This window comes from Hydrogenophaga sp. LT287 (assembly GCF_055702805.1).
The window spans coordinates 14,241-40,049 of record NZ_JBVPZC010000023.1 but is presented as its reverse complement, the minus strand read 5'-3'; the positions used below and the strand labels follow the sequence as shown (position 1 = coordinate 40,049).

Sequence of the window (25,809 nt, the reverse complement as noted above, 5' to 3'; positions counted from 1 at the left end):
CCCTTTTGAAAGTCCTCATGTTGTTCACCCCTTTGCAAGCCGGCGCCATCACGCTGCCCAACCGCGTTCTCATGGCACCGCTCACCCGGGCGCGCGCCAGCGCGGGCCACATGCCCAACGCGCTCATGGCCGAGTACTACGCGCAGCGCGCCAGTGCCGGTCTGGTCATCACCGAATGCACCATGATCCTGCCCGGCACCTCGGCTTTTGTGTCTGAGCCGGGCGTGTACAGCCCCGAGCAGATTGCAGCCTGGAAGGTGGTGACCGACGCGGTGCACGCCCGTGGCGGGCGCATCTTCATGCAGATCTGGCACGCCGGGCGCGCGGCCCACCCGGCATTGAACGGGGGTGCAGAAACCGTGTCGTCCAGCGCGCTGGCCGTGGACGGCGACACCCAGACGCCCGAAGGCAAGCTGCCCAATGTGGTGCCGCGTGCGCTGCGCGCCGACGAAATACCCGCATTGGTGGAAGCCTTTGCCCAAGCCGCCCGCAACGCGGTGCAAGCCGGCTTTGACGGTGTGGAAGTGCACGGCGCCAACGGCTACCTGATCGACCAGTTTTTGCGCGATGGTGCCAACCAGCGCACCGACGCTTACGGCGGCTCGCTGGAGAACCGAGCCCGTTTCCTGTTTGAGGTGCTGACCGCGGTGAACGCCGCCATTGGCGAAGGCCGCGTGGGCCTGCGTTTGTCGCCGCTGAACAGCTACAACAGCATGATCGACAGCGACCCGATGGGGCTCACGGCTTTCCTGGCCGAGCGCTTGAACGGCTTCAACCTGGCTTACCTGCACGTGATGCGTGCCGACTTTTTCCAGGCCCAGCAAGCCGACGTGATGACGCCCGCACGCGCCCACTACAAAGGCGTGCTGGTGGGCAACATGGGCTACAGCGGCGACGAGGCTGAAAAGGCCGTTCAGGCCGGGTTGCTCGACGCCGTGGCCTTTGGTACCGCCTTTTTGGCCAACCCCGATCTGCCGGCGCGCCTGCAGGCCGGCGCGCCGCTCAACGCCCCCGACGCCAGTACGTTTTACACGCCCGGCGCCAAGGGCTACACCGACTACCCAACGCTGTGAACCGACACGGCCGGCGACGCCGGCCGTGTGGGTGTCGGCCGCGCAGGGCGGGTGCTTGTTGACCTGTATCAAGACCCGAAACGGCGATCTGCGGGATGCTAGGGGCGCTGCTTGTCAGCCATAACAACCCACCGGAGACAACGCCATGAACCACGAAGCCCTGCGCGTCATCCGCGACGAACATGCCACCTTGGCAGCCATGTTGCAGTCGCTCATGCAGATGGTCAAACGCGGCCCCAGCCCCGACGGCAAAGACCAGCACGAGCTGTTTTTTGATGTGCTGCGTGCCATGCTGTTCTACATCGACGAGTTCCCTGAAAAGCTGCACCACCCCAAAGAGTCGGACCTGCTGTTTCCCCGCGTGGCACGGGCCGCGCCGCACGTCATGAGCGCCATCGACCAGCTGGAGCGTGACCACGGTGCGGGCGAGCTGCGCGTGCGCGAGCTCATGCACCTGCTGATGGCCTGGGAGTACCTGGGCGATACGCGGCGCAAGGCGTTTGAAGACGAGGTCACGGCTTATGTGGATTTCTATTTGCAGCACATGCGGCTGGAAGAAACCGTGGTGCTGCCTGAAGCCGAAAAGCACCTGACCGACGCCGACTGGCATGCGCTGAACGCCGCTTTTGCCACCAACCAGGACCCGCTGAGCAACCGGGTTCCACGCGACCCGCAGTTTGACCGCCTGTTCACCCGCATCGTCATGCGGGCGCCCGCACCCGTGGGGCTGGGGCAAGACTGAGCGCTTGAGCGACGCTGCGCCTGGCCGGCGCGGTGGGGTGCCCGGGTTCGGCGGGTAATACAAATAGTTTTAGTTGACGCGGATCAATGGCGATCGGTGGTTGATCATGCATACTTATGTAACTATTTGTATTACACGTGTGCCCGCACCATGTCTCAATCAGCCCAACGTCCCCCTTTTGACGACCCTTATGGCGTGTCCAGGTTGCTGCACACCCTGGTGTTGCTGGTGCAGCGCTTGCCCGACGAACAGGGCCGCGGCGGGCATGCCGCATTTTTTGATGCGGTTAACGCGCTCATGATCGACGTGTGTGCCAAGGTGCCGTCTGAACAAGCCGCCAACGACGCGCTGGTGCTGGTGGCCATTGCCCAGCTGGAGCGCCGCCCCCTGGGGCACGACCCGCTGGTGTACGACCTGATGCAAGTGCTGCGCACCTATGGCTTCATGGCGGGTGAACGCGGCGCTTTGCTGTTGTCCACCCTCAGCCGCCTGGTGGACCGGCATGTGCGCCTGTTCTGGCAAGAGTCTGAGCTGCCCGAGCCACCCTCTGCAGCGGCGCGCAGCGAGCGGCCCAAGGTGGTCGACTGGAACACCCTCAACCTGCCCTGGCACCTGCGCCCTGGCCAGCGCGTGGCGGTGGCCGCGCCCCACGAGCCCGAAGATCACGGCAGTCGCGCCCGGCAACCCGGCGTGGTGGTGGACTGGCCGACAATGGCCGGGCCATGCCAAGCCCCATCCAGCCCCGCCTGAATCCGCACCCAGCCGCCGACCCCACCCCCTACGTGCGGTTGGCGCTGGCGCTGTCGCTGGGCGCCGCGGTCTCGCTGGGCATCACCCGCTTTGCCTACGGCCTGTTGCTGCCCACCATGCGCGAAGACCTGGGCTGGAGCTACACCCTGGCCGGGGCCATGAACACCTTCAACGCCGTGGGCTATTTGCTCGGCGCCCTGGCCACGCCCTGGCTGCTGCGGCGCAGCGCGCCCACCGCCTTGCTGCTGTGGGGCTCGGCGCTGGCCACCGTGTTCATGGCGCTCAGCGGTTTTTTCACCACCGCCGGGCCGCTGCTGGCGCAGCGCTTGCTGGCCGGTGTGGCCAGTGCGCTGGTGTTCATTGCCGGTGGCCTGCTGGCCGCGCGCCTGGGCGCGCGCCAGCCGCACCGCAGTGGTTTTTTGCTGGGGCTGTATTACGGCGGCACCGGCGTGGGCATTGTGTTGTCGGCGCTGGGCGTGCCCTGGGTGCTGGAACACGCCGCCGGCCAGCCCCACGCCTGGACTTGGGCCTGGTGGAGCCTGGCGCTGCTGTGCGCGCTGGCCACCGCGCTGCTGGCCTGGCCCGCCCGGGTGCTCGCCGCCAGCGAAGCGGGGGCGCCCCCAGCACCTGTAGCAGCACCGGGTGAGGTGGGCCACGCGGCCCGCGCGCTGGCCGGTCGTGTGTTTCGCCCGCGCGATTTCGCCTTTGCCCTGGCCGGCTACACCGGCTTCGGCGTCGGCTACATCGGCTACATGACCTTTGTGATCGCCCTGCTGCGTGAGCAGGGCAGCACACCTGGCGCCATCACGCTGTATTACGCCCTGCTCGGCGTGGCCGTCATTGCGTCGTCCCGCATCTGGGCCGGTTTGCTGGACCGCCACAAAAACGGCCAGGCGCTGGCCCGGCTCAACGCGTTGCTCGGTGTGGCCGCCATCCTGCCCGCCCTCACCACCGCGTGGCCGCTGGTCATCGCGTCGGGCCTGTTGTTTGGCGGCGTGTTTTTGTCGGTGGTGGCCAGCACCACGGCCCTGGTGCGCCACAACCTGCCACCCGCGCAATGGGCCGCCGGCATCAGCGCCTTCACCATCGTTTTCGCCGCCGGCCAGATCGTTGGCCCCACCGTGGTCGGCTTCATCGCCGACGGCCCGGGCGGCCTGGCCCGCGGCCTGGTGTTTTCAGCACTGGCGCTGTGGGTGGGGGCCGGGTTGGCGTTGAGGCAGCGGGCTTTGTGAGTCTGCTTTCGTAATTATTGATTGAGTCTTAGGGTCTCGTTGGCTACGGAAATTGCAAGCCGGCGATTGGCCATGGCTGACTCTTCACCCCTGTAGTCTCGCAAGAATAAAAAGTAAATCACCTTGCCACGAACGAATATTGCTCCTATGGTTTGTACCATCGTTCTGCTGAAATTTTGTCCCGTCTCATTCCCAGTAACAGTAGCGACCTGAGAATAAAAAATCCGGTCATTCGAGTTGGCGTCAACTCCTAGAAAAATTGGCTTTGAAAGCGTCATTGGAACTGCAAGTCCAACAGCTTGTGAAACCTGTAATAGAATTTTTTTCGCCGCAGAACTTTCAGTGACTGATTCAAGCTTGCTTGACGATGCAAGCAGATCTTGGCGAAAGGTGTCAAAGTTGCGTTGGGATACCGCTCCTGAGTGCTGTGTACGGGGATATCGCACAGTAAAGTACGGTGATCGCGTGAGCATCTCAGTCGTATTAATTTGATCTGCCTCTTTATAAATATAATAGTTTATTGGTTGCACGTCTCCAATAGAGGTCAATCGATACGAATCCCACATTGTTGGCGATACTTCTTTTAAACTCAAGAATCCAACTGGTACAGAAAAACTGATTTTTGTCCCTTCAACGTGAAGTAGGACAAGTGGGGACGCAACTGGAGGTGTTTGCTTGGATGCTGTTGGCTGACCAAAATTTCCATCGCTAATCACCTTAATTAAGGCATTTAATTGTTCTGTCCTTGATTTTACTACGTCAGACCGAAGTTGTCCTCTTATAGGAATCTGGTTGGCTTCGGGTGAACTTGCTAGGATTGAGTTAATTAAATTGAATTCTGCATTGCGAAAAGATAGCCAGCGTGCCTCCGAGTCTCTAAGTGCTTGAGCTTGTGAAGGATTCAAATTTTTTAATAATTCACCGTAGACTTTATTCAGTTCCTTGTCTTGTTCTGTATAGCCAATAGAAACACATCCATGTTTGCTAGCCGTAGACTTTGCGCTGGCTAGGCAGTTGATCATTTGGCGACTAATTAAATCGGTCTCAGAGGCTGTAACTGAAGTGCAAATTATTGCAGTGACTGCAACAGCAAAGTATAAGTGTTTATATTTTCTCATTGTAAAGATTTGACTTTTTCAAAGAAACTAATGGGTAAATTCGTTGAATTCAGGGTCATAAAAAATGATTTCATGTAGTGAATTCGAGCCGCTTTTTTACGTATTTTGTGCTCGCATTTTCTCAACGTAATTATCCATTGACACTGGTAGTATTTGATCATTAATTTTTAGTAGAGCACGTAGCAAATATTCGCGTATTGCGGAGCGAGGTCTCTTATCTTCGGCGTGTTGAAGTGCTTGTGATATATCGATAAGTATGCTTTCTAAGGCTAGGCAGAAATCAATATTGGCATCATGGGTGTATATTGTCTCGTCTATAACCCAATGGTCAGTTTGTTGATTTTTGTTGGAGCAAGGGCAGGTGCAAAATCTCTTTCCCTGATAGAGTTGGCCTCCACTCCATACGTAGGATTTCTCCCTGTACTCTATTGGTAGCCCGTAATCATTGCTGAGGAGGTATCCGACATGATGCTTATTCGTGCAGTCTGAATGCCTCGTAACGACAAGCAATCCAAAGCTACTTGCTTCTGCCAGTTTGTTTTTTAGAATTACGTCTATTCTGTTTTTTATTTTCCAGTTGGGTTGGGTGTTGTCCCAGAAAAGCGAACCGTTAGAGTTCTCAACTCCGGAAATTATTTCTATAAGGCTTTTGCGCAGATTTGAATAGTATTCGAAAGGATTCATGATTCTTTCAGGTAGAGGTCAACTAGCCTTGTGTTGCATTGAATTTAGTCTTCATTAATTTGATTGTATTAATTGAGGTGATTCGCTCTTGTTTTATTTCTAGTTCTTGTTGTGGAATTAAAGTCGTTTGTATTACCCAGGATTTTTTTCTTTCACCATTGTTTTCTAGCGACCTGCATCTAGTTTATGTGGTGAGAGAGAGGTGGCGACGGTGACAGATACGTGCAATCTAAACCCAATGATGAGGGTGTGTCGGCTCCACCCGGTGGACGTCAGTCGCACTCCGCAATTGGCCTCACCTTCAGCCTCTCAGCAAAGTATCGTGTGGGTCCAATCTGGCGGCGCTGGTCGTCGCCTGAGCGCCCGCACACGCTGCTTTTGAAGGACCGCGCCATGGCCATGGGGCAATTTGCATACGCCAGCAACACCAACCGTTTTCTGGGCGCCGAGCCGCTGGCGGACCAGCCGTTTGCCATCTCGGGGGTGCCGTTTGACGGCGTGGTGACGAACCGGCCGGGCGCGCGCTTTGGCCCGCAGGCTATACGCGCGGCCAGCCTGATGCTGTGTGATGGCATTCACCCGGTGTTTGACGTGTCGCCACTGGCTGACCTGGGTGACGCGCTGGACATGCGCCTGCCCAATGCTTCGCCGCTGCCCGAGGTGCGGCGCCACCTGGAGGCGCAGGCGGCGGCGCTGATGGCGCGGCACCACTGCGTGTTTCTGGGCGGTGACCATTCCATCACCTTGTCGCTGCTGCGGACGGCCAAAGCACGCTACGGCGGTGGTGAGCCGCTGGCTTGCCTGCACTTTGACGCGCATTGCGACACCTGGAGCGACCACTTTGGCGAGCCCTCAGGCCACGGCACCTGGACGTATGAGGCGATCCAGGAAGGCCTCATCAGCCCGGCGCACACGGTGCAGGTGGGCATCCGCTCCAGCGGGGAGCGGGCAGCGCGCGAGTATGTAGCCGACCAGGGCGGGCAGATTTTCACGGCGCGGGCGCTGCGCGGGCTGGATGGTGCGGGTTTGCAGCCAGCGCTGGACGCGATACGCGAGCGCATGGGGCAGCGCCCTTGTTATTTGACGCTGGACATTGACTGCCTGGACCCGGCTTTTGCGCCCGGCACCGGCACGCCCGAGCCCGGCGGGCTGACGAGTTCGCAGGTGCTGACGTTTCTGGAAGGCCTGGCCGACCTGAACTGGGTGGGCATGGACTGTGTGGAAGTGGCCCCGGCCTACGACCACGCGGAGCTGACGACGAACGCGGCGGCCACGTTTGTGTGGACGTACCTGAGCGGCCAGGTGGCCAAACGGAACCGGGGGGTGTGAGCATGTTCCAGCGTTCTTTGGTGGGTTCGGACACGCAGCTCAACCGCCGCAGCTACTACGAAGCCAGCGTGAACCGCCCCGAGCCGTGCCCGGCGCTGGAGGGCGCGGTGCAGGCCGACGTGGTGGTGGTGGGCGCGGGCTTTGCCGGCCTGAGCGCGGCGCTGGAAATGGCGCAGCGCGGCCTGAGCGTGGTGGTGCTGGAGGCCGACCGCGTGGGCAGCGGCGCGAGCGGGCGCAACGGCGGGCAGGCGATTGTGGGCTACGCCAGCGGGCAAGAACCGTTTGAAGCGCAGCTGGGCGCAGCGGATGCGCAGCGCGCGTGGGACATGTCGCTGCAGGCGCTGGACCTGATGGAGCAGCGCATGGCGGCGCACCAGATTGACTGCGACTGGGTGAAGGGCTATGTGTATGTGGCCGATTCGGCGCGCAAGGCGCGGGCGCTGCGCCAAGAGGTGGACGGCCTGCAGCGGCGCGGCTTGGCGTGCGACTGGGCCGAGGGCGCGCAAGTGCCCCGGCTGATTGACAGCCCGCGCTATGTGGCGGCGGCGCGCGAAACCCGTTCGGGCCATTTGCACCCGCTGAAATACGCGCTGGGCCTGGCGCGTGCGGCGCAAGCGGCGGGCGTGCGCATTTTTGAACACACGCCGGTGACGGCCTTGCAGCGCGGGGCGGCGCTGGTGGCCACCACGGCGCTGGGCTTGGTGAAGGCGCGCTTTGGCGTGCTGGCGGGCAACAGCATGCTGGCGCAATACGGCCCGCAGGTGGCGCCCGACATTGCGCCGCGCATCATGCCGGTGGGCACCTACATTGTGGGCACGGCACCGCTGGACCCGGCGCTGTGTGCGCGCTTGATTCCCAGCAACGCGGCGGTGTGTGACAACAACTTTGTGCTGGACTATTTCCGCTTCAGCGCCGACCACCGCATGCTGTTTGGCGGCCGCGTGAGCTACACCACCCAGACGCCGCGCAACCTGGAAGCGGTGATGCGTGAGCGCATGGGCGCGGTGTTTCCAGCACTCAAAGACGTGCCCATTGAGCATGTGTGGGGCGGCTTTGTGGACATCAGCATGAACCGAGCGCCCGACTTTGGCCGTCTGGGCGACAACCTGTATTACCTGCAAGGTTTCAGCGGCCACGGCGTGGCGCTGACCGGGCTGGCCGGCCAGCTGGTGGCCGAGGCGGTGGCCGGGCAGGCCGGGCGCTTTGATGTGTTCGCCCGCCTGAAGCACCGCGCGTTTCCGGGCGGTGCGCTGCTGCGCACGCCCAGCCTGGCGCTGGGCATGCTCTGGTACCGCTTGCGCGACGTGCTGTGAGCCCGGCGCCAGTGCTTATTGGCGCGGTTCGCCCTGGTCGTTGACGGTGATGGTGGCGCCGGGGGCCGAGGTCATTTGCGCGCGGTGGTCTTGCCCGCGAAATTTGTAAGACACGTCCCAGAACGCGGGCTGCGAGCCGCCGGGAACGTTTTCACAACGCTGCACGTCTTGCGCGGCGGCCGGGTTGTCGCGGCCCATCTGGGCGCCGAGTGCGGCACCGGCAATGACGCCGCCCACGGTGGCCATGTCTTGGCCGCTGCCGCCACCCACCTGGTGGCCCAGAATGCCGCCAATGAGCGCGCCGGCCAGTGCAGCGGGCACGTTGGTGTTGCTTTGCGCTTGCGGCACTTGCTCGCGTTCGACCCAGCAGCGCTGGCCCGAAGTGGCGAGCACGGCGCGGGCCGACGTGACGTTGGCTTCAAACAGGCGCTCGCTACCGCGGCGGCGGCTGTCATACGCCGGCATGGGCAGGGGTGCGTAGCGGTTGTCGGCGATGCGGTCGTTGGGTTCGATGCTGCGCACCGACGAGATGCGGTCGTTCAGTCCCATGGCGGCGAGCGATGGGTAGCGCCCCGGGCGCAGCACCACGCAGGCGCCACGGAAGCGAACGTCGTTGCACACCTCCCAGCGTTCGCCCACCACCACCGCCGACGAGGCGCGGTCGTTGAAGCCCGCCCGTTGCAGGTTCATGACCGGGTTTTCGGTGGCAAACGAGCGGCCGCTGAAGCCTTCGCGCTCAAAGAAGGTCACTTGCGCGGCCACCGGCGCGGGGGCATAGCGGTTGTCGGCAATGCGCACGTTGGGGGCGATGGCCCGCACCGACGAGATGCTGCCGCTCAGCCCCATGGCGGCGAGCGACGGGTAGTTGCCCGGGCGCAGCACGGTGCAGCGGCCCTTGAAATCGCCTTGCTGGCACACCTCCCAGCGTTCACCCACCACCACGGCTGACGAGGTGCTGTTGTTGAAGCCATAGCGCTGAAAGCTGGGCACCTGTTCGGTGGCGGTGAGGGAGCGGCCGGCGAAGCGCTCGTTTTCGTAAAAGGTGGCTTGCGCGGCGACTTGGGCGGCGAAAGCCACGGCCAGGATGGCCAGCAGGCCTTTGATGGGGGTTTTCATGGGAATGTCTCTAGTGCGGTGATGCGCCAGAGCATGGGACCGGGCCGGGGGCTTGTCTGTGCGATGGCGCACGCGGCGGGGAGCCCGCGCAGCACGCCCCACCGCCAGCCACGGGCTTTTTAGCTGGCGTGTACCGAGGCCAGCTCGTGGCGCACGGCAGCGGCTAGCACCGGGCCGTGGCGGGCAATGTCGGCCAGGGGTGCGTAGCCGTAGCCAATGACCAGACCGCGCAGGTCGGTGCGGGCCAGGCAGTAGGCCGAGAGCGGGCGCACCGTGATGCCTTGCTGGGCCAGGCGCTGGGCCAGGGTGCGGTCGTCCAAGTGGTTGGGCAGGCGCAGGCACAGGTGCAGGCCTTGTTCGGCGCCGGTGATGCGCGGGCCGTCGCTGTGCTCGCTCAGCACCGGGGCCAGCGCTTGCAACAGGCAGTGGCGGCGTTCGGCGTAGCTTTGCCGGGAGCGGCGCAGCGTGCTGCTGAAGTGGCCCATTTCGATGAACTCGGCCAGTGCGGCCTGCAGCGGCATCTGGCCGGGGCGGTTGAGGTCGTAGTGGGCCTGCTTGAAGGCGGCCACCTGGGGCTTGGGCACCACCAGGTAGCCGAGCTTGATGCCGGGGTAGAGCACCTTGGAAAAGGTGCCCATGTAGAGCACGCGGCCGTCGGTGTCGAGCCCTTCCAGGCTGGAAATGGGTGGGCCGCTGAAGCGGTATTCGCTGTCGTAGTCGTCTTCCAGCACCCAGGCGCCGTGGGCTCGGGCGGTGGCCAGCAGCTGGTGGCGCCGCTGCAGGCTCATCACGGCGCCGGTGGGGTACTGGTGCGAGGGCGTGAGGTAAATCAGGCGCGGGGGCTTGGCGTTGTCGGCCTCGGTGGGGCGGATGCCTTCCACGTCCACTTCCACCGGGTGGATGTGCAGGCCGGTGGCCATGAAGGCTTTGACGGCGCCCCAGTAAGCCGGGTCTTCGGCCCACACGGTGTCGCCGTGGTCGGCCAACAGGCGGGCGCAGAGTTCGAGCGACTGCTGGGTGCCGGTGGTGATGATGACCTGGTCCGCGTCCAGGTGCACGCTGCGGAACACGCGCAAGTAGTCGGCCACGGCGCGGCGCAGCGGTGCGTAGCCGCCCGAGGTGGCGTAGTCGAGCATGTCCGGGTAGGTCATGCGCCAGTGTTTGTTTTGCAGGCGCTGCCAGAGCGTGAGCGGGAAGGCGTTGAAGTCGGCAATGCCGGGGGTGAACGGCTGCACTTCGAGTTCGGTGGCGCAAAAGGTGGTGGACAGCGCCACGCCACGCGCCGAGAGCCGCCCGCTGGGCACGCTGGCGCGGGCCGGGCCCCCGGCGCGCCGGCCACCCTGGCCGGGCAGGGCGCGGGGCACGCTGTCGTTCACATAGGTGCCGCTGCCCACGCGGCTGGCCAGGTAGCCTTCGACGCTGAGCTGGTTGATGGCGGCCACCACGGTGTTGCGCGAGAGTTGCAGGTCTTGCGCCAGGTCGCGGCTGGACGGCAGGCGCTCACCGGCGGCCAGCTTGCCGTCCAGCATGGCGCGGCGCAGCGCCTCGTACAGCTGGCGGTGCAGCGGCAGGGCGTCTTGCTGGCCCAGGCGGGTCATTTCACTGAGCAGAAATTCGGACAGCATGGGCTTGACGGATGTTCGTACAACACAGGTTCCACAGCAGCAGAAGCGACCCACCCAGGCGCGCGGTGGAACCGCCCTTTGACCCGCTCAGGACGGGCCACCCGCGCGGTCGCCCTTCAGCAGCGCAAAGGCGGTATTTTCGAAGTGGCACCGTGATATGGCTTCAAATGGCTCTTATTGTGATCCAATTTGAGCCGCACAATCAAGCCACGTGTTTGGAGACAACATGAACCCAACGCCTTGCATGGTCTGGCTGCCGGCCGACCACCGCCTCATGGGCGACCACGGGCACCAGATGCCTTTTCTGCTGCTCGGTGACAAATACGCCCGCGCTGTGAAGGTGGGCGCGCAGGCCCAGCCGGTGATGTTCCCGCTGGCCGAACCCGACCAGATCAGCGAATTGCTGTCCATGGTGGACGGCGTCATGCTCACGGGCTCGCCGTCCAACGTGCACCCGTCCCATTTTGACGAAGCCGTGGCCGACCCCACCCTGCCGCTGGACCCGGCGCGCGACCTGCTCACGCTGGCGCTGGTGAAAGCTTGCGTACACGAAGGGGTGCCGCTGCTGGGTGTGTGCCGGGGTTTTCAAGAAATCAACGTGGCGCTGGGCGGTACGCTGCACCAGCGGGTGCAAGAAGTGCCCGGCCTGATGGACCACCGCGAGCCCAAGGGCGCACCGTTTGACGAGCAATACGCCCCGCGCCACGCCGTGCGCTTCAAGCCCGGCAGCGTGTTTGAAACCTGGGCCGGCGGCCCGCAAGCCGAGGTGAATTCGCTGCACGGCCAGGGCATCAACCGCTTGGCCGACGGCCTGGAAGCGCTGGCCCATGCGCCCGATGGCGTGGTGGAAGCGTTTGCCGTGAAGGGCGCCCACACATTCGCCTATGCGGTGCAGTTTCACCCCGAATGGCGCTGCTGGGAAACCCCGTTTTACGCTGCCATTTTTGAGGCGTTTGGCCACGCCTGCCGCCAGCGGCGCAGCCTGCGCCTGCAGGCCGCCGACCTGGCCCGCCACACCAGCTGATACAGACACAACGACAACACCGAGGAACCGGCCCATGACAGACCGCAAGACGATGACTTTCAACGACCTGGAAAACTGGCTCAACGAGCACCGCGTGACCGAAGTGGAATGCCTGGTGCCCGACTTGACCGGTGTGGCGCGCGGCAAAATTTTGCCGCGCGGCAAGTTCACCGAAGACCGGGGCATGCGCCTGCCGCAAGCCATTGTGGGCATGGGCGTGACGGGTGAGTTCCCCGAGAGCGGGCCTTATTACGACGTGATCGACCCGACCGACAAGGACATGCAGCTGCGACCCGACCCTTCTACCGTGCGCATCGTGCCCTGGGCCACCGACCCGACCGCGCAGGTGATCCATGACTGCTTTGACCACGCTGGCAAGCTGGTGCCTTTTGCGCCGCGCAGCGTGTTGCGCAAGATTTGCGACCTGTACGACGCCGAGGGCTGGGACCCGGTGGTGGCGCCCGAGCTGGAGTTTTACCTGACCGCGCGCAACACCGATCCGAACACGCTGCTGAAGCCGCCGATTGGCCGCAGCGGCCGGGCCGAGACCTCGCGCCAGGCGTATTCGATTGACGCGGTGAACGAGTTCGACCCGCTGTTTGAAGAGATTTACGACTACTGCGACAAGATGCAGCTCAACGTGGACACGCTGATCCACGAGGTGGGTGCGGGGCAGATGGAGATCAACTTCTTCCACGCCCACCCGCTGGGCCTGGCCGACGAGGTGTTTTTCTTCAAGCGCACCGTGCGCGAAGCCGCGCTGCGCCACGACATGTACGCCACCTTCATGGCCAAGCCCATTGCGGGCGAGCCGGGCAGCGCCATGCATGTGCACCAAAGCATTGTGAGCAAGGCCACCGGCAAAAACATTTTCAGCAACGAAGACGGTACCGCGTCCGACGCTTTTCACCACTACATCGGCGGGCTGCAGCGCTACATTCCTGCGGCCATGGTGCTGGTGGCGCCGTACGTGAACAGCTACCGCCGCCTGAGCCGCCACACGGCCGCGCCCATCAACATTGAGTGGGGCCACGACAACCGCACGGTGGGCATCCGTTCACCCATTTCCAGCCCCGAAGCGCGCCGGGTGGAAAACCGCGTGATCGGCGCCGACGCCAACCCCTACGTGGCCATGGCCATGACGCTGGCCTGCGGCTACCTGGGCATGAAAAACAAGATCAAGCCCAAGCCGGAAATGAAGGGCGACGCCTACCTGGCGCCGTACTCGCTGCCGCGCTCGTTGGGCGAGGCGCTGGACTGGCTGCGCCGCGAGACCGACCTGCACGACATTCTGGGCAAAGAGTTCATCACGATCTACACCGAGATCAAGGAGCTGGAGTTTGACGAGTTCATGAAGGTGATTTCACCCTGGGAACGCGAACACCTCCTGCTGCATGTGTAACCCCCTCCGCGCCGCCTTCGGTGTCACCCCCCAGGGGACAACGCTGGCGGCCCGGCAAAGCCGGTTCCGCTGCGTTATCGATGAATGCACTGCAAGAAAGTGAGACCCATATGAACACCTCGACCCTCATTGCCCCGCCCGCCCTGGTGCGCCGCGCCGAGCAGCAAGACACCCAGGCCGTGCAGGCGCTCGACAGCGCGCACTTCATGCACCCGTTCACCGACCACGCGGGGCTGGCCTCGCGCGGTGCACGGGTGATCACCCGCGCCGACAACATCTATGTGTGGGATTCCGAGGGCAAGAAGATTCTGGACGCCATGAGCGGGCTGTGGTGCGTGAACGCGGGCTACGGCCGCAAAGAGCTGGCCGACGCGGCGTACCAGCAGATGATGACGCTGCCCTTCTACAACAGCTTTTTCAACACCACCAACGTGCCGGCGGTGCAGCTGGCCACCAAGCTGGCGGCGCTGGCGCCGGTAGTGGGTGGGCGCAAGTTTGAACACGTGTTCTTCTCCAGCAGCGGATCGGAAAGCAACGACACCAACGTGCGCATGGTGCGCCGCTACTGGGATTTGCTGGGCCAGCCGCAGCGCAAGGTGATCATCAGCCGCCAGAACGCGTACCACGGCAGCACCATGGCGGGCGCTTCACTGGGCGGCATGAGTGGCATGCACGCGCAGGGCGACCTGCCCATTCCCAACATCACGCACATTGAGCAGCCCTACTTTCTGGAAAACGCGCTGCCGGGCGAAAGCCGTGCCGACTTTGGCCGCCGTGCCGCGGGCTGGCTGGAGGCAAAAATTCTGGAAGTGGGTGCTGACAAGGTGGCCGCCTTCATCGCCGAGCCGGTGCAGGGTGCGGGCGGCGTGATCATTCCGCCCGACACCTACTGGCCCGAGATCCAGCGCATCGTGGACCAGTACGGCATCTTGCTGATTTCGGACGAAGTGATCTGTGCCTTTGGCCGCCTGGGCCACTGGTTTGCCTATGAAAAGTTTGGCTACCGCCCCGACCTGGTGACCTTTGCCAAAGGCGTGACGAGCGGCTACATCCCGCTGGGCGGCGTGATGGTGGGCGACCGCGTGGCCAAGGTGCTGATTGAGCAGGGCGGCGAGTTCAACCACGGCTACACCTACAGCGGCCACCCGGTGGCCTGCGCGGTGGCGCTGGCCAACATTGAACTGATGGAGCGCGACAACCTGGTGTCCCGCGTGCGCGACGACGTGGGCCCCTACCTGGCCGAGCGCTTTGCCGAGCTCAACCAGCACCCGCTGGTGGCCGAGGCCGAAACCTGCGGTTTCGTGGCCGGGCTGGTGCTGGTGAAAGACAAGGCCACCAAGGCCATGTTTGACGAAGAGCTGGGTGTGGGCATGATCTGCCGCGGCCATTGCTTCAAGAACGGGCTGATCATGCGCGCGGTGGGTGACCGCATGATCATTGCGCCGCCGCTGGTGATGACGCGCGCCCAGATCGACGACATGATGGCGCTGATTCGCCTGTGCCTGGACGCTACGCTGGCCGATTTGCGCTCTGCGGGCCTGCTGTCCTGAAGCGATTTTTTGATACAGTGACTGAATCCCTCTTTTGGGGCGTCTTCGGGTCCGTTTGTTGCTTTCCTTGTAGGCCTGCACGGGTTCCGGTGTCACACCCGAATCTTCGGCTTGCATTCAACCCTTTCTGGAGTGTTCTTCACCATGAAAAAGCATGTTCTCGCACTGGCCATCACGGCCGTTTTGCTCGCCGCCTGCGGCAAAAAGGAAGAGCCCGTCGTGGCCCCTGCGGCACCTGTGGCCGCAGCGCCCGCAGCACCTGCCGGCCCGGTGCTGGACGATGAAAAGGTCTTGAACATCTACAACTGGCCCGACTACATCACCGAAACCCTGATTGCCGACTTTGAGAAGGAAACCGGTATCAAGGTGAACTACGACACGTTTGAAAACAACGAAGCGCTCCACGCCAAACTGGTGGCCGGCAATTCGGGTTACGACATCGTGGTGCCCACCGCCGGTTTCGGCAAGAAGCAGATCGACGGCGGCCTGTACCAGGAGATCGACCGCAACAAGGTGCCCAATTACGCCAACCTCGATCCCGAGTTCATGGCAAAGATCGCGGGTGTCGACCCGGGCAACAAGCACTTTGTGCCCTGGGCCTGGGGTTTCACCACCGTGGGCATCAACAAGCAGAAAGTGGAGAAGGCGCTGGGTGACATGCCCATGCCTGAAAACGCCTGGGATCTGGTGTTCAAGCCCGAGTACTCCAGCAAGCTCAAAAGCTGCGGCATCATCTACCTGGACTCGCCCAGCGAGATCTTGCCGGTGGCGCTGCACTACGTGGGCAAGCCGGCGTACAGCGAAAACGCCGAAGACTTCAAGGAAGCCGGTGCCATGCTGGCCAAGGTACGCAAAGACGTGCGCCTGTTCTCCAGCACCATGATCGACGACATTGCCGGCGGCAAGGGCTGTGCGTTTGTGGGCTGGTCGGGTGACATCAACATTGCTTCTGACCGTGTGAAGGAAACCGGTGGCAAGGACGAAATCGTGCCGTTGCTGCCCACCGGCGGTGGTTTGGTGTTCATCGACACCATGGCCATTCCGAAAGACGCCAAGCGCGTGAACAACGCCCATGCGTTCATCGACTTCTTCCTGCGCGCAGAAAACGGCGCGGCCATGGCCAACGAGATGAACTACCCCACCGGCAACAAGGCTTCGGTGCCCATGATCAAAGACGAGATCAAGGACAACAAGACCATCTTCTTGAGCGACGAAGACACCGCTCGCCTGATCCCCACTGGCGGTTTTTCTAACGAAATGGCCAGCGTGGTCAACGACACCTACAACGCGTTCAAGCGCGGCAAGTAAGGCCTGGTACAGGGCTCGGGGCTGTTCTTCTTGCGGGTTGAACAGCCCTTTTTGTTGGTGAAACGAACAAGAAAAGGGAATTCCCATGGCTGCTGAAGCAGGTTTTCTGGTCACCGAGAAACTGGTCAAGCGTTTTGACGAGGCGGTGGCCGTGGACGAGGTGTCGCTCTCCATCGGCCAGGGCGAAATCTTTGCCCTGCTGGGCAGCTCGGGGTGTGGCAAGTCCACGTTGCTGCGCATGCTGGCGGGGTTTGAAAAGCCCACGTCGGGGCGCATCATGCTGGGTGGGCAAGACGTGGCGGCCATGCCGCCTTACGAGCGCCCGGTGAACATGATGTTTCAGAGCTACGCGCTGTTTCCGCACCTCAACATCTGGGAAAACGTGGCGTTTGGCCTCAAGCGCGAGGGCCTGCCCAAAGCCGAGGTGCAGCAGCGCACCGACGAGATGCTGGGCCTGGTGCAGCTCACGCCCTACGCCAAACGCAAGCCGCACCAGCTCTCGGGCGGTCAGCAGCAGCGCGTGGCGCTGGCGCGCAGCCTGGCCAAGCGGCCCAAGCTGTTGCTGCTGGACGAACCGCTGGGCGCGCTGGACAAGAAGCTGCGCGAGCAGACGCAGTTCGAGCTGGTCAACATCATTGAAAAAGTGGGCGTGACCGTGGTGATGGTGACGCACGACCAGGAAGAGGCCATGACCATGGCCAGCCGCATCGCGATCATGAGCAAGGGCCGCGTGCTGCAGGTGGGCACGCCGGAAGAGATTTACGAGCACCCGCGCAACAAGTTTGTGGCCGATTTCATTGGCAACGTGAACCTGTTTGCCGGCAAGCTCACGCTGGACGCGCCCGACCGCTGTGCAGCCACCACCGGCATCGGCGAGGTCCATGTGGGCCACGGTGTCAGCGGCACGCTGAACATGCCGGTGTCCATTGCCGTGCGGCCCGAGAAGATCGAGATCAGCAAGGCCCGGCCCGAACATGCCGCCTTCAACCTGTTTCAGGGCAAGGTCAAGGAAATCGGGTACCTGGGTTCGTACACCAACTACATCCTGCAGGCGCGCGACGGCAGCAAGGTGCGGGTGACCGAAGCCAACACGTCGCGCCAAGACCTGTCCGACATCACCTGGGAAGACGAGGTGTACTTCTGGTGGGACGACAAGGCGGCGGTTGTGCTCCGGGATTGACTTCAATCCGGGCCCCCGCGCCGCTGCGCGTCACCCCCCATAGGGGGGCAACGCTGGCGGCCCGGCGAAACCGGTTCCGCGGCGTTCTGGGTTCAGGTTGCTGCGCTCCTAGGTTTGTAGTTTCTGGAGGTTCTTGATGGCCATTTCATCGCTCCCCATGCCCGGCAAGCGCTTCGTCATTGGCGTGCCGTTTGCCTGGCTGTTTGTCTTTTTCTTTCTGCCGTTCCTGATCCTGCTCTACATCAGCTTTGTGGACATGGGCAGCGACATTCACCCGTTCAAGCCGCTCTGGGACGCGACCACCGGGGTGCTGAAGCTGAAGTACGAAAACTACCTTTCGATCTTGCGCACGGAAGAGGGCGCGCCGCTGTTCAAGACTTTGTATGTGGACGCCTACCTGCGCTCCATCGGGTATGCACTGGTGACCGCTCTGCTGTGCCTCGTGCTGGGCTACCCGTTTGCGTACTTCATTGCGCGCGCGCCCGAGAGCGTGCGCCCGGCGCTGCTGCTGATGGTGATGCTGCCGTTCTGGACCTCGTTTTTGCTGCGCGTGTACGCCTGGAAGGGCCTGCTGGCGGACCAGGGTGTGATCAACCGCTTTTTGATGAGCATCGGGGTCATCGACGAGCCCATGCAGATGCTTTACACCAACGTCTCAATGCTGGTGGGCATGACCTATGTGTACCTGCCGTTCATGATCTTGCCGCTGTACGCCAACCTGGTGAAGATGGACTTTCGCCTGCTCGAGGCCGCCTACGACCTGGGCGCCTCACCGTTCAAGGCGTTTTGGCTCATCACCGTGCCGCTGTCCAAGGCCGGCATCATTGCCGGCTTCATGCTGGTGTTCATTCCCTGTGTGGGCGAGTTCGTCATTCCGTCGCTGCTGGGCGGGCCTGAAAACCTGATGATCGGGCGCGTGGTGTGGGACGAAATGTTCACCGCCAACGACTGGCCCAAGGCCACCGCGCTGGCGGTGGTGATGATTGCGCTGATCGTGATTCCGCTGGCCATTTATTACCACTACACCGGTGAAAAAAGTGAAGGAGCCAAGGCATGAAACAGCTGCTCGAAAAACACTTTGGCAAGTTCTGGCTGGCGATGGTGTTCGCCTTTCTTTACCTGCCGTTGCTGTTCATGATCGTGTTTTCGTTCAACAGCACCCGGCAGGACGCGCGCTTTACCGGCTTTTCGCTGCGCTGGTACGAAGCGCTCACCCGCGACACCAAAATTGTTGAGGGCTTCTGGCTGTCGCTCAAGATCGCGACGGTGACCGGTTTGCTCTCTGCCGTGCTGGCCACGTTTGCGGCCTTTGTGCTGGTACGGTACCGGCGCTTTCTGGGGCGCACCGTTTTCTCCGGCATGGTCAACGCGCCGCTGGTGATGCCCGAGGTGATCATCGGCCTGTCGCTGTTGTTGCTATTTGTGGGCACACAAAACTTCTTCGGCTTCCCGCAGCGTGGCATGGGAACCATCATTGTGGGCCACACGCTGCTGGGCATGGCCTACGGCATGGTGGTGATCCAGAGCCGTTTGCTGGAGATGAACCGCAGCATCGAAGAAGCCGCCATGGACCTGGGCGCACGGCCCATGCAGGTGTTTTTCCTGGTCACCCTGCCGAATATTTTTCAGGCCATCCTGGCGGCGTTTCTGCTGGCCTTCACGCTCAGTTTTGACGACGTGGTGATTGCTGAATTTCTGTCCGGCCCCGGGGTGAACACGCTGCCGCAGGTGATATTTGGCTACGCCCGGCGCGGTATCAACCCCACCATTTACGCCGCCGCCACGCTGCTGATCGCCACCGTGACGGTGGTGATCGTGGCCTACGCGGTGTGGGTGGCCCGGGCCACGCGTCGGCGCGACCGCGAAATTGCGGCTGCAACCCGGGCCGAGTTGGTGGCGCTGTCGCCGCAATAGGGCCTTGCGCGGTGGCCCGCTGGCTTCCAACCGGTGCCGACTGGATGGTTGATCTGCGTGCAAAGTGGATGGGCCAAAGGGCTTGAATCCGGCGTAGCATGGTGCCATTGCGGAGTTTTCCGACCCTTGGACCCAAGCCCATGACCGACACCACACCTGCCCAGACGTTCGACGGCCGCGCCGTTATCAATGGCGAGCGCGTGGCCGCGCTGGACGGCCAGACCTTTGACTGCCTCTCGCCAGTGGATGGCCGGCTGCTGACCACCGTGGCCCGTTGCGGCCAGGCCGACATTGACGCTGCGGTGGCGGCGGGCCGGGCGGGGTTTGAGTCGCGCCGCTGGAGCGGCATGGCGCCGGCGCAGCGCAAGCGCATCATGATCAAGTTTGCCGACCAGTTGCTGGCACACGCCGATGAGCTGGCGCTGATGGAAACGCTGGACATGGGCAAGCCCATCAAGTACGCCAAGAGCGTGGACGTGAACAGCGCGGCCAACTGCATCCGCTGGTATGGCGAGGCGGTGGACAAGGTGTACGACGAAATTGCACCCACGGGCCGCAGCGCGCTGGCGCTGATCACGCGCGAGCCGGTGGGCGTGGTGGGCGTCATCGTGCCGTGGAATTACCCCATGATCATGGCCGCCTGGAAGATCGCGCCCGCGTTGGCGGCGGGCAATTCGGTGGTGCTCAAGCCGTCTGAAAAGAGCCCGCTCACCGCCCTGCGCCTGGCCGAGCTGGCACTGGCCGCCGGCATTCCGCCCGGTGTGTTCAACGTGGTGCCGGGCTACGGCCCCGAGGCTGGCAGCCCGCTCGCGCTGCACATGGACGTGGACTGCATCGCCTTCACCGGCAGCACCCGCGTGGGCAAGCAGATTCACGTGATGGCCGGGCAGAGCAACCTGAAACGCGCCTGGACCGAGCTGGGCGGCAAGTCGCCCAACATCGTGTTTGCCGACTGCCCCGACCTGGACCGTGCGGTGGAGGCCGCTGTGGGCAGCATCTTTTTCAACCAAGGCGAGAGCTGCAACGCACCCTCGCGCCTGTTTGTGGAAGAAAGCATCAAAGACGCGTTTTTGGAAAAGGCGCTGAAGCTGGTGCCCAACTACCAGCCGGGCAACCCGCTGGACAAAGGCACCGTCATGGGCGCCATCGTGGACCAGGTGCAGCTGGACAACGTGATGCGCTACATCGGCCTGGGCCAGAGCGAAGGCGCCAAGCTGATCGCTGGTGGCTCGCTGGCGGCGCCCGTGGCGGGCGGTTGTTATGTGCAGCCCACCATTTTTGACGGCGTGACGCCGCAGATGACGATTGCGCGCGAAGAGATTTTTGGCCCGGTGCTGTCGGTGCTGGGCTTTACCGATGCGGCCAGCGTGGTGCGCGAAGCCAACAACAGCATCTACGGCCTGCAAGCGGCCGTGTGGACCAGCGACATCAACAAAGCCCACGGCGTGGCCCGCGCGCTGCGCGCCGGCACGGTGCATGTGAACCAGTACGACGAAGACGACATCACCGTGCCGTTTGGCGGCTTCAAGCAGAGCGGCGTGGGGCGAGACAAGTCGCTGCACGCGTTTGACAAGTACACAGAAACGAAGACGACGTGGATCAGGATTGATAGCCCGGTCTAGAAAACACCCCCCGTACCGCTTCGCGTCACCCCCCGGAGGGGGGCGGCACTGGCGGCCGGGCAAAGCCCGTTCCGCGGTGCCCTCGAAAAAGACAGCTCGCGCCGCCATGTTTGTATTTGAAGGAGACCCCCATGAACGCACCGCAGAAACCTGAAAACCTGAACGCGCCCCACACTAACGCCGCCTGGCACCAGCGCCGGCTTGACGCCACGCCGCGTGGCGTGGGCGTGATGGGTGACTTCTTCATCGACCGCGCCAAGAACGCCGAGTTCTGGGACATTGAGGGCCGGCGTTTCATTGACTTTGCGGGCGGTATCGCGGTGCTCAACACCGGGCATGTGCACCCCAAGGTGCAGGCGGCCATTGCGGCGCAGCTGCAGCGCTTCACGCACAGTTGTTACCAGGTGGTGCCCTACACCGAATACGTGCAGCTGGCCGAGCGCATCAACGCGATCGTGCCCATTGAAGGTCCGGCCAAGACGGCCTTCTTTTCCACCGGCGCCGAGGCGGTGGAAAACGCCATCAAGATTGCGCGCAGCAGCACCGGGCGCAGTGGCGTCATCGCCTTTGGCGCAGCCTTTCACGGCCGCAGCCTGTTTGCCGTGGCCATGACCGGCAAGGTGCAACCCTACAAGGCGGGCTTTGGCCCGTTTCCGCCCGAGATTTACCACGTGCCGTTTCCGTGCCACTGCGCGTCGCTGGACGACACCAAACACGCGATGGAGCAGCTCTTCAAGTGCGACATTGAGCCCAGCCGGGTGGCGGCCATCATCTTCGAGCCGGTGCAGGGCGAGGGCGGTTTCAACCCCATTCAGCCAGCCGCCGTGAAGTGGCTGCGCGAGCTGTGCGACCAGCACGGTATTTTGCTGATTGCCGACGAGGTGCAAACCGGCTTTGCCCGCACCGGCAAGATGTTTGCCATGGAGCACTACGGTGCCAAGCCCGATCTGATCACCATGGCCAAGAGCATGGCGGGCGGCACCACGTTGTCGGCCGTGTCGGGCCGCAAGGCCATCATGGACGGCCCGGCCCCGGGTGGTCTGGGTGGCACCTATGCTGGCAACCCGCTAGCCATTGCGGCAGCGCTGGCGGTGCTGGACGTGATGGCTGAAGAAAAACTGCCCGAGCGCGCCCAGCTGCTGGGCGATCGCCTGTTGGCGCACCTGACGGCAGCCCAGGCGAAGTACCCGCGCATGGGCGACGTGCGCGGCCTGGGCGCCATGGTGGCGTGTGAATTTGTGGACGCCCACGGCGCCCCCGATGCCGACCTGACCAAACGGGTGCAAGCCGCCGCGTTGAAGCGTGGTCTGCTGCTGTTGACTTGCGGCGTGTACGGCAACGTGATCCGCTACCTGTTCCCGCTGACGATCGAAGACACCGTGTTTGCCGAAGGCCTGGGTGTGCTGGACGCGGCCATGGCCGAGGTGATGGGGTGAATGCGTGAGGCTGGAACCAGGCGCAAGCACCAGCCTTGCCGAGCGTATGGGCGCTTTGCAGGCGCAAGGCATCCATTCCATTTTGACCACCTTCACCGACCTGCACGGTGCGCCCAAAGGCAAGCTGGTACCCCTGGCTGCGCTGCCCGACGTGGTGCAGGTGGGCGCAGGTTTCGCTGGCCCCAGCATCTGGGGCACAGGCCTGCCACGTATGGGCGCACGCAGCGAGTATTTTGGGCGGGTGGTGCCGGCGTCTTTGCGGCCATTGCCCTTCATGCCCGGCGTGGCGCACGCCGTGTGCGACGGTTTTGCGGGCGGCGAGGCGCTGGAGACCTGTTCGCGCCAGTTGCTGAAGCGGCAGGTGGCACGTCTGCAAGCGCGAGGTCTGACGCTGTGGGTGGGCATTGAGCCGGAGTTTTTTTTGCTCAAGCGCGGGCCCGACGGCGCCTGGCAGGTGGGCGACACAGCGGACCGGCACGCCAAACCGTCGTACGACCTGGCCGCCATCGGCCGCAACCTGGGTTTCCTGGATGACATGCGGCGCTACCTGGGTGCGCTCGGGTTTGAGTTGCAGCAGATGGACCACGAAGACGCCTGTGGTCAGTACGAAATCAACTACCGGTTTGACGACGCCCTGGCCGCCGCCGACCGCTACCAGCTGTTCAAGCTGACCGCACACACGGTGGCGCAGCAGCACGGCCTCACGTTTTCCACCATGCCCAAGCCGCTGGCGCACGCGCCGGGCAGCGGCCTGCACTTTCACCTGAGCCTCACCGATGCACAAGGTGTGGCCGTGATGGCCGACCCTGGCGGGGCGCTGGGTCTGAGCGCGCTGGGCCACCAGTTTGCTGCTGGCTTGCTGCACCATGCCGATGCGCTGGCGGCGCTGTGTGCACCCACCGTCAGCAGCTACAAACGCCTGGCCAGCAGCCAAAGTGCCTCGGGTACCACCTGGTCGCCGGTGTGGAAAACCCTGGGTGACAACAACCGCACCTGCCTGGTGCGTACCGTGGCCAACCGGCTGGAATGGCGCCTGCCCGACCCGTCGTGCAACGTGTACGCGGCGCTGGCGGGCACGCTGGCCGCCGGGCTGTCGGGTATCGACCAAGGGCTGCCCGCGGTAGAGCCTTGCAACGAAGATCTTTACCAGCGCCAGGCACGCGGCGACGCCATGCCGGCCCGTTTGCCCCGCGACCTGTGCGCTGCGCTGGAGGCCCTTCGGCAGGACGCCGCCTTGCGCGAGGCGGTGGGCTCAGCTTTTTGTGATCAGTTTCTGGCCATCAAGCAGGCCGAGTGGGACGCCTGGAGCCAGCACGTGAGCGGGTGGGAGCTGGAGCGCTATGCGGACGCGGCCTAAGAGCTTCTGAGGCCGAACCGTGTCTCTGGACGGTGGTGTGTGCGGTTTCGCCATAATTCACCCCTTGAGCCCGACCCAACCCACCCAAACCTGGACCAAAACCGCCGACCGGCCGCTGCGCAGCGCTGCCCAGTCGTTGGGCATCTGGTTGTTTGCCCACTTTGTGGGGGTGGCGGTGCCGTGGCGCTCGGTGCGGCAGGTGGACGGATCGGTGTTGCTGGCGTTTGAGCATGAGCGCCTGCAAGCTCTGGCCGCTGCTGGCGAAAGGGTGCCACCGGTGCTGGCTTTTGATGGGTACACGCTGGAAACCGGTGACATCGGACCGACGCTGGACCATGTGCTGCATCGCACCCCCGAGGGCGAACGCCTGGCGCTGATGTGCGCGGCCAGCGCCGATTTGGCGGGGTTTCATGCGCGGGGCCAGTGGCACGGCGGCGCTCAGGTGCGCAACCTGACCTGGGACGGGCGGCATTTTGCCCGGCTGGATTTTGAGGAGCGTTTGCAACCTGGCCTGCCGCTGTCCACGGTGCAGGTGTACGACGCCTTGCAGCTGGTGCTGTCATTGGCCCGCCATCTGGACGCCCTGGGCCCGCAAGCCGTGCTGGCCGTGCTCAACGCCTACGACCGGGCCAGCGCACCGGCCGGGGGGGCGGTGCACCCTGCGCCCGATTTGTCGGGCTTTTTGCGGCGGCTGTTGCCGCGCTTGCGGCTCGTGTCGCGGGTGGCGGCCTGGTCGAGCCGGCTGGACGGTTCGCGCGAGCTGGTGCGCTTGCGCACCGTGCTCGACGGCATGGCCGCATTTGTGCAGCAGTCCGCGCCCGCTGCGGTGCCCTGATTCAGGTTTTGTAGCCCGGGTCCAGCCGCTCGGCTTTGCGCAGCAGCGCGGGCCAGGCGAGTTGCGCGCCCTGGCCTGCGGTGGCCACGCGCATCACGTCTGCCATGCCCGCCAGGATGGCCGGGTGCACCTGGGTCAGTTCGCCACCGCCGGCCTGCGCATCGACCTGGATGCGGCAGGTGTTTTCCAGCGTGTACATCGACAGAAAAGCGTCGGCAATCGTGCGGCCAACCGTCAGCAGGCCGTGGTTGCGCAGCACCAGAAAGTTGGCCGTGCCCAGATCGGCCTGCAGGTGTGGCTTCTCGTCGGGGCGGAAGGCCACGCCTTCGTAGTCGTGGTACGCCAGCGAGGCCAGTACAAAGGTGCTCTGCTGGCTGATGGGCAGGATGCCACCCTTTTGGGCGCTCACGCCCACGCCGGCGCGCGTGTGGGTGTGCAGCACGCAGCCGGCTTCGGGGCGGGCTTCGTGCACCGCGCTGTGAATCACAAACCCGGCCGGGTTGACCGGGAACGGGCTGTCGATGAGCTTGTTGCAGGCCATGTCGACCTTGACCAGGCTGCTGGCGGTGATTTCGTCAAACATCAGCCCGTAGGGGTTGATGAGGAACTGGTGCTCGCCGCCGGTGACGCTGTCGGGCAGCTTGGCGCTGATGTGGGTGAACACCAGATCGCTCCAGCCATAGGCCGCCACCAGCCGGTAGCAGGCCGCGAGGTCGCAGCGCAGCGCCCATTCTTCGGGGTGGACGCTGTCTTTCAGTGAGGGAATGTTGAGCATGCCGTGTCTCCTGCGCCGCAGCGGGGTGCGCGGCAATGGGCGACATGGTGGCGCGCACAGGCCAGTGCTGCTGTCGCACGATGGACATGTGACGATTCGGCAGCGACCCCACGCGCTGTCCGGTGCGACGGCTTTCAAACCCAGGATGCCGCGGAACTGGCTTCGCCAGGCCGCAGGCATCGCCCCCGTGGGGGGTGGCGCCGAAGGCGCCGCGGGGGTTAGCGCTTACATGTGTTGAACCCCAGCAGCGCGTAAGGCGGGCACCAGCCCATCAGGCCGGTGAGCAAAGGCACCACGCCGACGTAACCCCACAGGCCTACGCTGCCGGTGGCCGCTGCGGCAATAAGGGCCAGGCCGACGACGATGCGGATGGTGCGGTCGATGCCGCCAACGTTTTTGGTCATGAAAGTGCTCCTGGGAATGT

23 protein-coding genes are annotated in these 25,809 nt (G+C 63.5%); 17 read left to right on the top strand and 6 right to left on the bottom strand.

All coding sequences use genetic code 11. From position 1 onward, the window contains the following. The first annotated feature begins 17 nt into the window (after positions 1 to 17). The 4 genes from AC0GNR_RS14995 to AC0GNR_RS14980 all read left to right on the top strand — a co-directional run bounded on the left by AC0GNR_RS14995 (position 18) and on the right by AC0GNR_RS14980 (position 3,797). On the top strand, positions 18 to 1,073 hold the full coding sequence (locus tag AC0GNR_RS14995) for an alkene reductase (protein WP_472901717.1): 1,056 nt from the start codon (positions 18 to 20) through the stop codon (positions 1,071 to 1,073). 145 nt (positions 1,074 to 1,218) lie between these two features. Next, positions 1,219 to 1,815 (top strand): hemerythrin domain-containing protein, encoded by a 597-nt coding sequence (locus tag AC0GNR_RS14990; protein ID WP_472901716.1) that lies wholly within the window; start codon positions 1,219 to 1,221, stop codon positions 1,813 to 1,815. Between the two features lie 150 nt (positions 1,816 to 1,965). Continuing rightward, the gene (locus tag AC0GNR_RS14985; protein ID WP_472901715.1) at positions 1,966 to 2,565 is read left to right on the top strand and encodes a hypothetical protein; all 600 of its coding nucleotides are present in this window, start codon (positions 1,966 to 1,968) and stop codon (positions 2,563 to 2,565) included. Beyond that, positions 2,538 to 3,797 carry a YbfB/YjiJ family MFS transporter gene (locus tag AC0GNR_RS14980; protein ID WP_472901714.1) on the top strand — a complete coding sequence of 420 codons (1,260 nt, stop codon included), beginning with the start codon at positions 2,538 to 2,540 and terminating at the stop codon, positions 3,795 to 3,797. The genes AC0GNR_RS14985 and AC0GNR_RS14980 overlap by 28 nt, the downstream gene beginning before the upstream one ends. Before the next feature lie 14 nt (positions 3,798 to 3,811). Here AC0GNR_RS14980 and AC0GNR_RS14975 read toward each other — a convergent pair whose 3' ends face one another. After that, positions 3,812 to 4,915 carry a lysozyme inhibitor LprI family protein gene (locus tag AC0GNR_RS14975; protein WP_472901713.1) on the bottom strand — a complete coding sequence of 368 codons (1,104 nt, stop codon included), beginning with the start codon at positions 4,913 to 4,915 and terminating at the stop codon, positions 3,812 to 3,814. 96 nt (positions 4,916 to 5,011) lie between these two features. Beyond that, positions 5,012 to 5,599 carry a hypothetical protein gene (locus AC0GNR_RS14970; protein WP_472901712.1) on the bottom strand — a complete coding sequence of 196 codons (588 nt, stop codon included), beginning with the start codon at positions 5,597 to 5,599 and terminating at the stop codon, positions 5,012 to 5,014. 393 nt (positions 5,600 to 5,992) lie between these two features. On the opposite strand from AC0GNR_RS14970, the gene speB reads away from it, so the two are divergent. Both speB and AC0GNR_RS14960 read left to right on the top strand, forming a co-directional pair. Continuing rightward, positions 5,993 to 6,928, top strand: a complete 936-nt coding sequence (gene speB / locus AC0GNR_RS14965) for an agmatinase (RefSeq protein ID WP_472901711.1) — start codon at positions 5,993 to 5,995, stop codon at positions 6,926 to 6,928. Between the two features lie 2 nt (positions 6,929 to 6,930). Then, entirely contained in the window at positions 6,931 to 8,241 is a 1,311-nt protein-coding gene (locus tag AC0GNR_RS14960; RefSeq protein WP_472901710.1) for an NAD(P)/FAD-dependent oxidoreductase, read from the top strand. 15 nt (positions 8,242 to 8,256) lie between these two features. On the opposite strand, the gene AC0GNR_RS14955 is transcribed toward AC0GNR_RS14960, so the two are convergent. Together AC0GNR_RS14955 and pdxR are read right to left on the bottom strand one after the other, a co-directional pair. Further along, positions 8,257 to 9,357, bottom strand: coding sequence for a beta/gamma crystallin-related protein (locus tag AC0GNR_RS14955; protein ID WP_472901709.1), 1,101 nt, complete (start codon positions 9,355 to 9,357; stop codon positions 8,257 to 8,259). Between the two features lie 119 nt (positions 9,358 to 9,476). Beyond that, complete coding sequence (gene pdxR / locus AC0GNR_RS14950; protein ID WP_472901708.1) at positions 9,477 to 10,982, bottom strand: MocR-like pyridoxine biosynthesis transcription factor PdxR; 1,506 nt, start codon at positions 10,980 to 10,982, stop codon at positions 9,477 to 9,479. Positions 10,983 to 11,208: 226 nt separating this feature from the next. Between pdxR and AC0GNR_RS14945 the strand changes: the two genes are divergently transcribed. The 11 genes from AC0GNR_RS14945 (at position 11,209) to AC0GNR_RS14895 (ending at position 24,610) form a co-directional block, all read left to right on the top strand. Further along, entirely contained in the window at positions 11,209 to 12,006 is a 798-nt protein-coding gene (locus tag AC0GNR_RS14945; RefSeq protein ID WP_472901707.1) for a gamma-glutamyl-gamma-aminobutyrate hydrolase family protein, read from the top strand. A gap of 34 nt (positions 12,007 to 12,040) precedes the next feature. After that, on the top strand, positions 12,041 to 13,408 hold the full coding sequence (locus AC0GNR_RS14940; RefSeq protein ID WP_304835247.1) for a glutamine synthetase family protein: 1,368 nt from the start codon (positions 12,041 to 12,043) through the stop codon (positions 13,406 to 13,408). Between the two features lie 110 nt (positions 13,409 to 13,518). Further along, positions 13,519 to 14,958 (top strand): aspartate aminotransferase family protein, encoded by a 1,440-nt coding sequence (locus tag AC0GNR_RS14935; protein WP_472901706.1) that lies wholly within the window; start codon positions 13,519 to 13,521, stop codon positions 14,956 to 14,958. Between the two features lie 144 nt (positions 14,959 to 15,102). Continuing rightward, on the top strand, positions 15,103 to 16,266 hold the full coding sequence (locus tag AC0GNR_RS14930) for an extracellular solute-binding protein (RefSeq protein ID WP_472901705.1): 1,164 nt from the start codon (positions 15,103 to 15,105) through the stop codon (positions 16,264 to 16,266). Between the two features lie 85 nt (positions 16,267 to 16,351). Continuing rightward, a complete protein-coding gene (locus AC0GNR_RS14925) occupies positions 16,352 to 17,446 on the top strand; it encodes an ABC transporter ATP-binding protein (protein ID WP_472901704.1) in 1,095 nt (364 codons plus the stop codon). 136 nt (positions 17,447 to 17,582) lie between these two features. Then, a complete protein-coding gene (locus AC0GNR_RS14920; protein WP_472901703.1) occupies positions 17,583 to 18,503 on the top strand; it encodes an ABC transporter permease in 921 nt (306 codons plus the stop codon). Continuing rightward, positions 18,500 to 19,360 (top strand): ABC transporter permease, encoded by an 861-nt coding sequence (locus AC0GNR_RS14915; RefSeq protein ID WP_472901702.1) that lies wholly within the window; start codon positions 18,500 to 18,502, stop codon positions 19,358 to 19,360. Before AC0GNR_RS14920 ends, AC0GNR_RS14915 begins: the two co-directional genes overlap by 4 nt. A gap of 140 nt (positions 19,361 to 19,500) precedes the next feature. Beyond that, positions 19,501 to 20,982, top strand: a complete 1,482-nt coding sequence (locus AC0GNR_RS14910) for an aldehyde dehydrogenase (protein WP_472901701.1) — start codon at positions 19,501 to 19,503, stop codon at positions 20,980 to 20,982. A 131-nt stretch (positions 20,983 to 21,113) separates the two neighbouring features. After that, complete coding sequence (gabT, locus tag AC0GNR_RS14905) at positions 21,114 to 22,418, top strand: 4-aminobutyrate--2-oxoglutarate transaminase (protein WP_472901700.1); 1,305 nt, start codon at positions 21,114 to 21,116, stop codon at positions 22,416 to 22,418. Between the two features lie 4 nt (positions 22,419 to 22,422). Then, positions 22,423 to 23,775 (top strand): type III glutamate--ammonia ligase, encoded by a 1,353-nt coding sequence (locus AC0GNR_RS14900; protein WP_472901699.1) that lies wholly within the window; start codon positions 22,423 to 22,425, stop codon positions 23,773 to 23,775. A gap of 64 nt (positions 23,776 to 23,839) precedes the next feature. Next, positions 23,840 to 24,610, top strand: coding sequence for a BUD32 family EKC/KEOPS complex subunit (locus tag AC0GNR_RS14895; RefSeq protein ID WP_472901698.1), 771 nt, complete (start codon positions 23,840 to 23,842; stop codon positions 24,608 to 24,610). Position 24,611: 1 nt separating this feature from the next. On the opposite strand, the gene AC0GNR_RS14890 is transcribed toward AC0GNR_RS14895, so the two are convergent. Both AC0GNR_RS14890 and AC0GNR_RS14885 read right to left on the bottom strand, forming a co-directional pair. After that, a complete protein-coding gene (locus AC0GNR_RS14890; protein WP_472901697.1) occupies positions 24,612 to 25,385 on the bottom strand; it encodes a class II aldolase/adducin family protein in 774 nt (257 codons plus the stop codon). A gap of 218 nt (positions 25,386 to 25,603) precedes the next feature. Continuing rightward, positions 25,604 to 25,789 (bottom strand): YgaP family membrane protein, encoded by a 186-nt coding sequence (locus AC0GNR_RS14885; RefSeq protein WP_304835261.1) that lies wholly within the window; start codon positions 25,787 to 25,789, stop codon positions 25,604 to 25,606. Positions 25,790 to 25,809 lie beyond the last annotated feature (20 nt).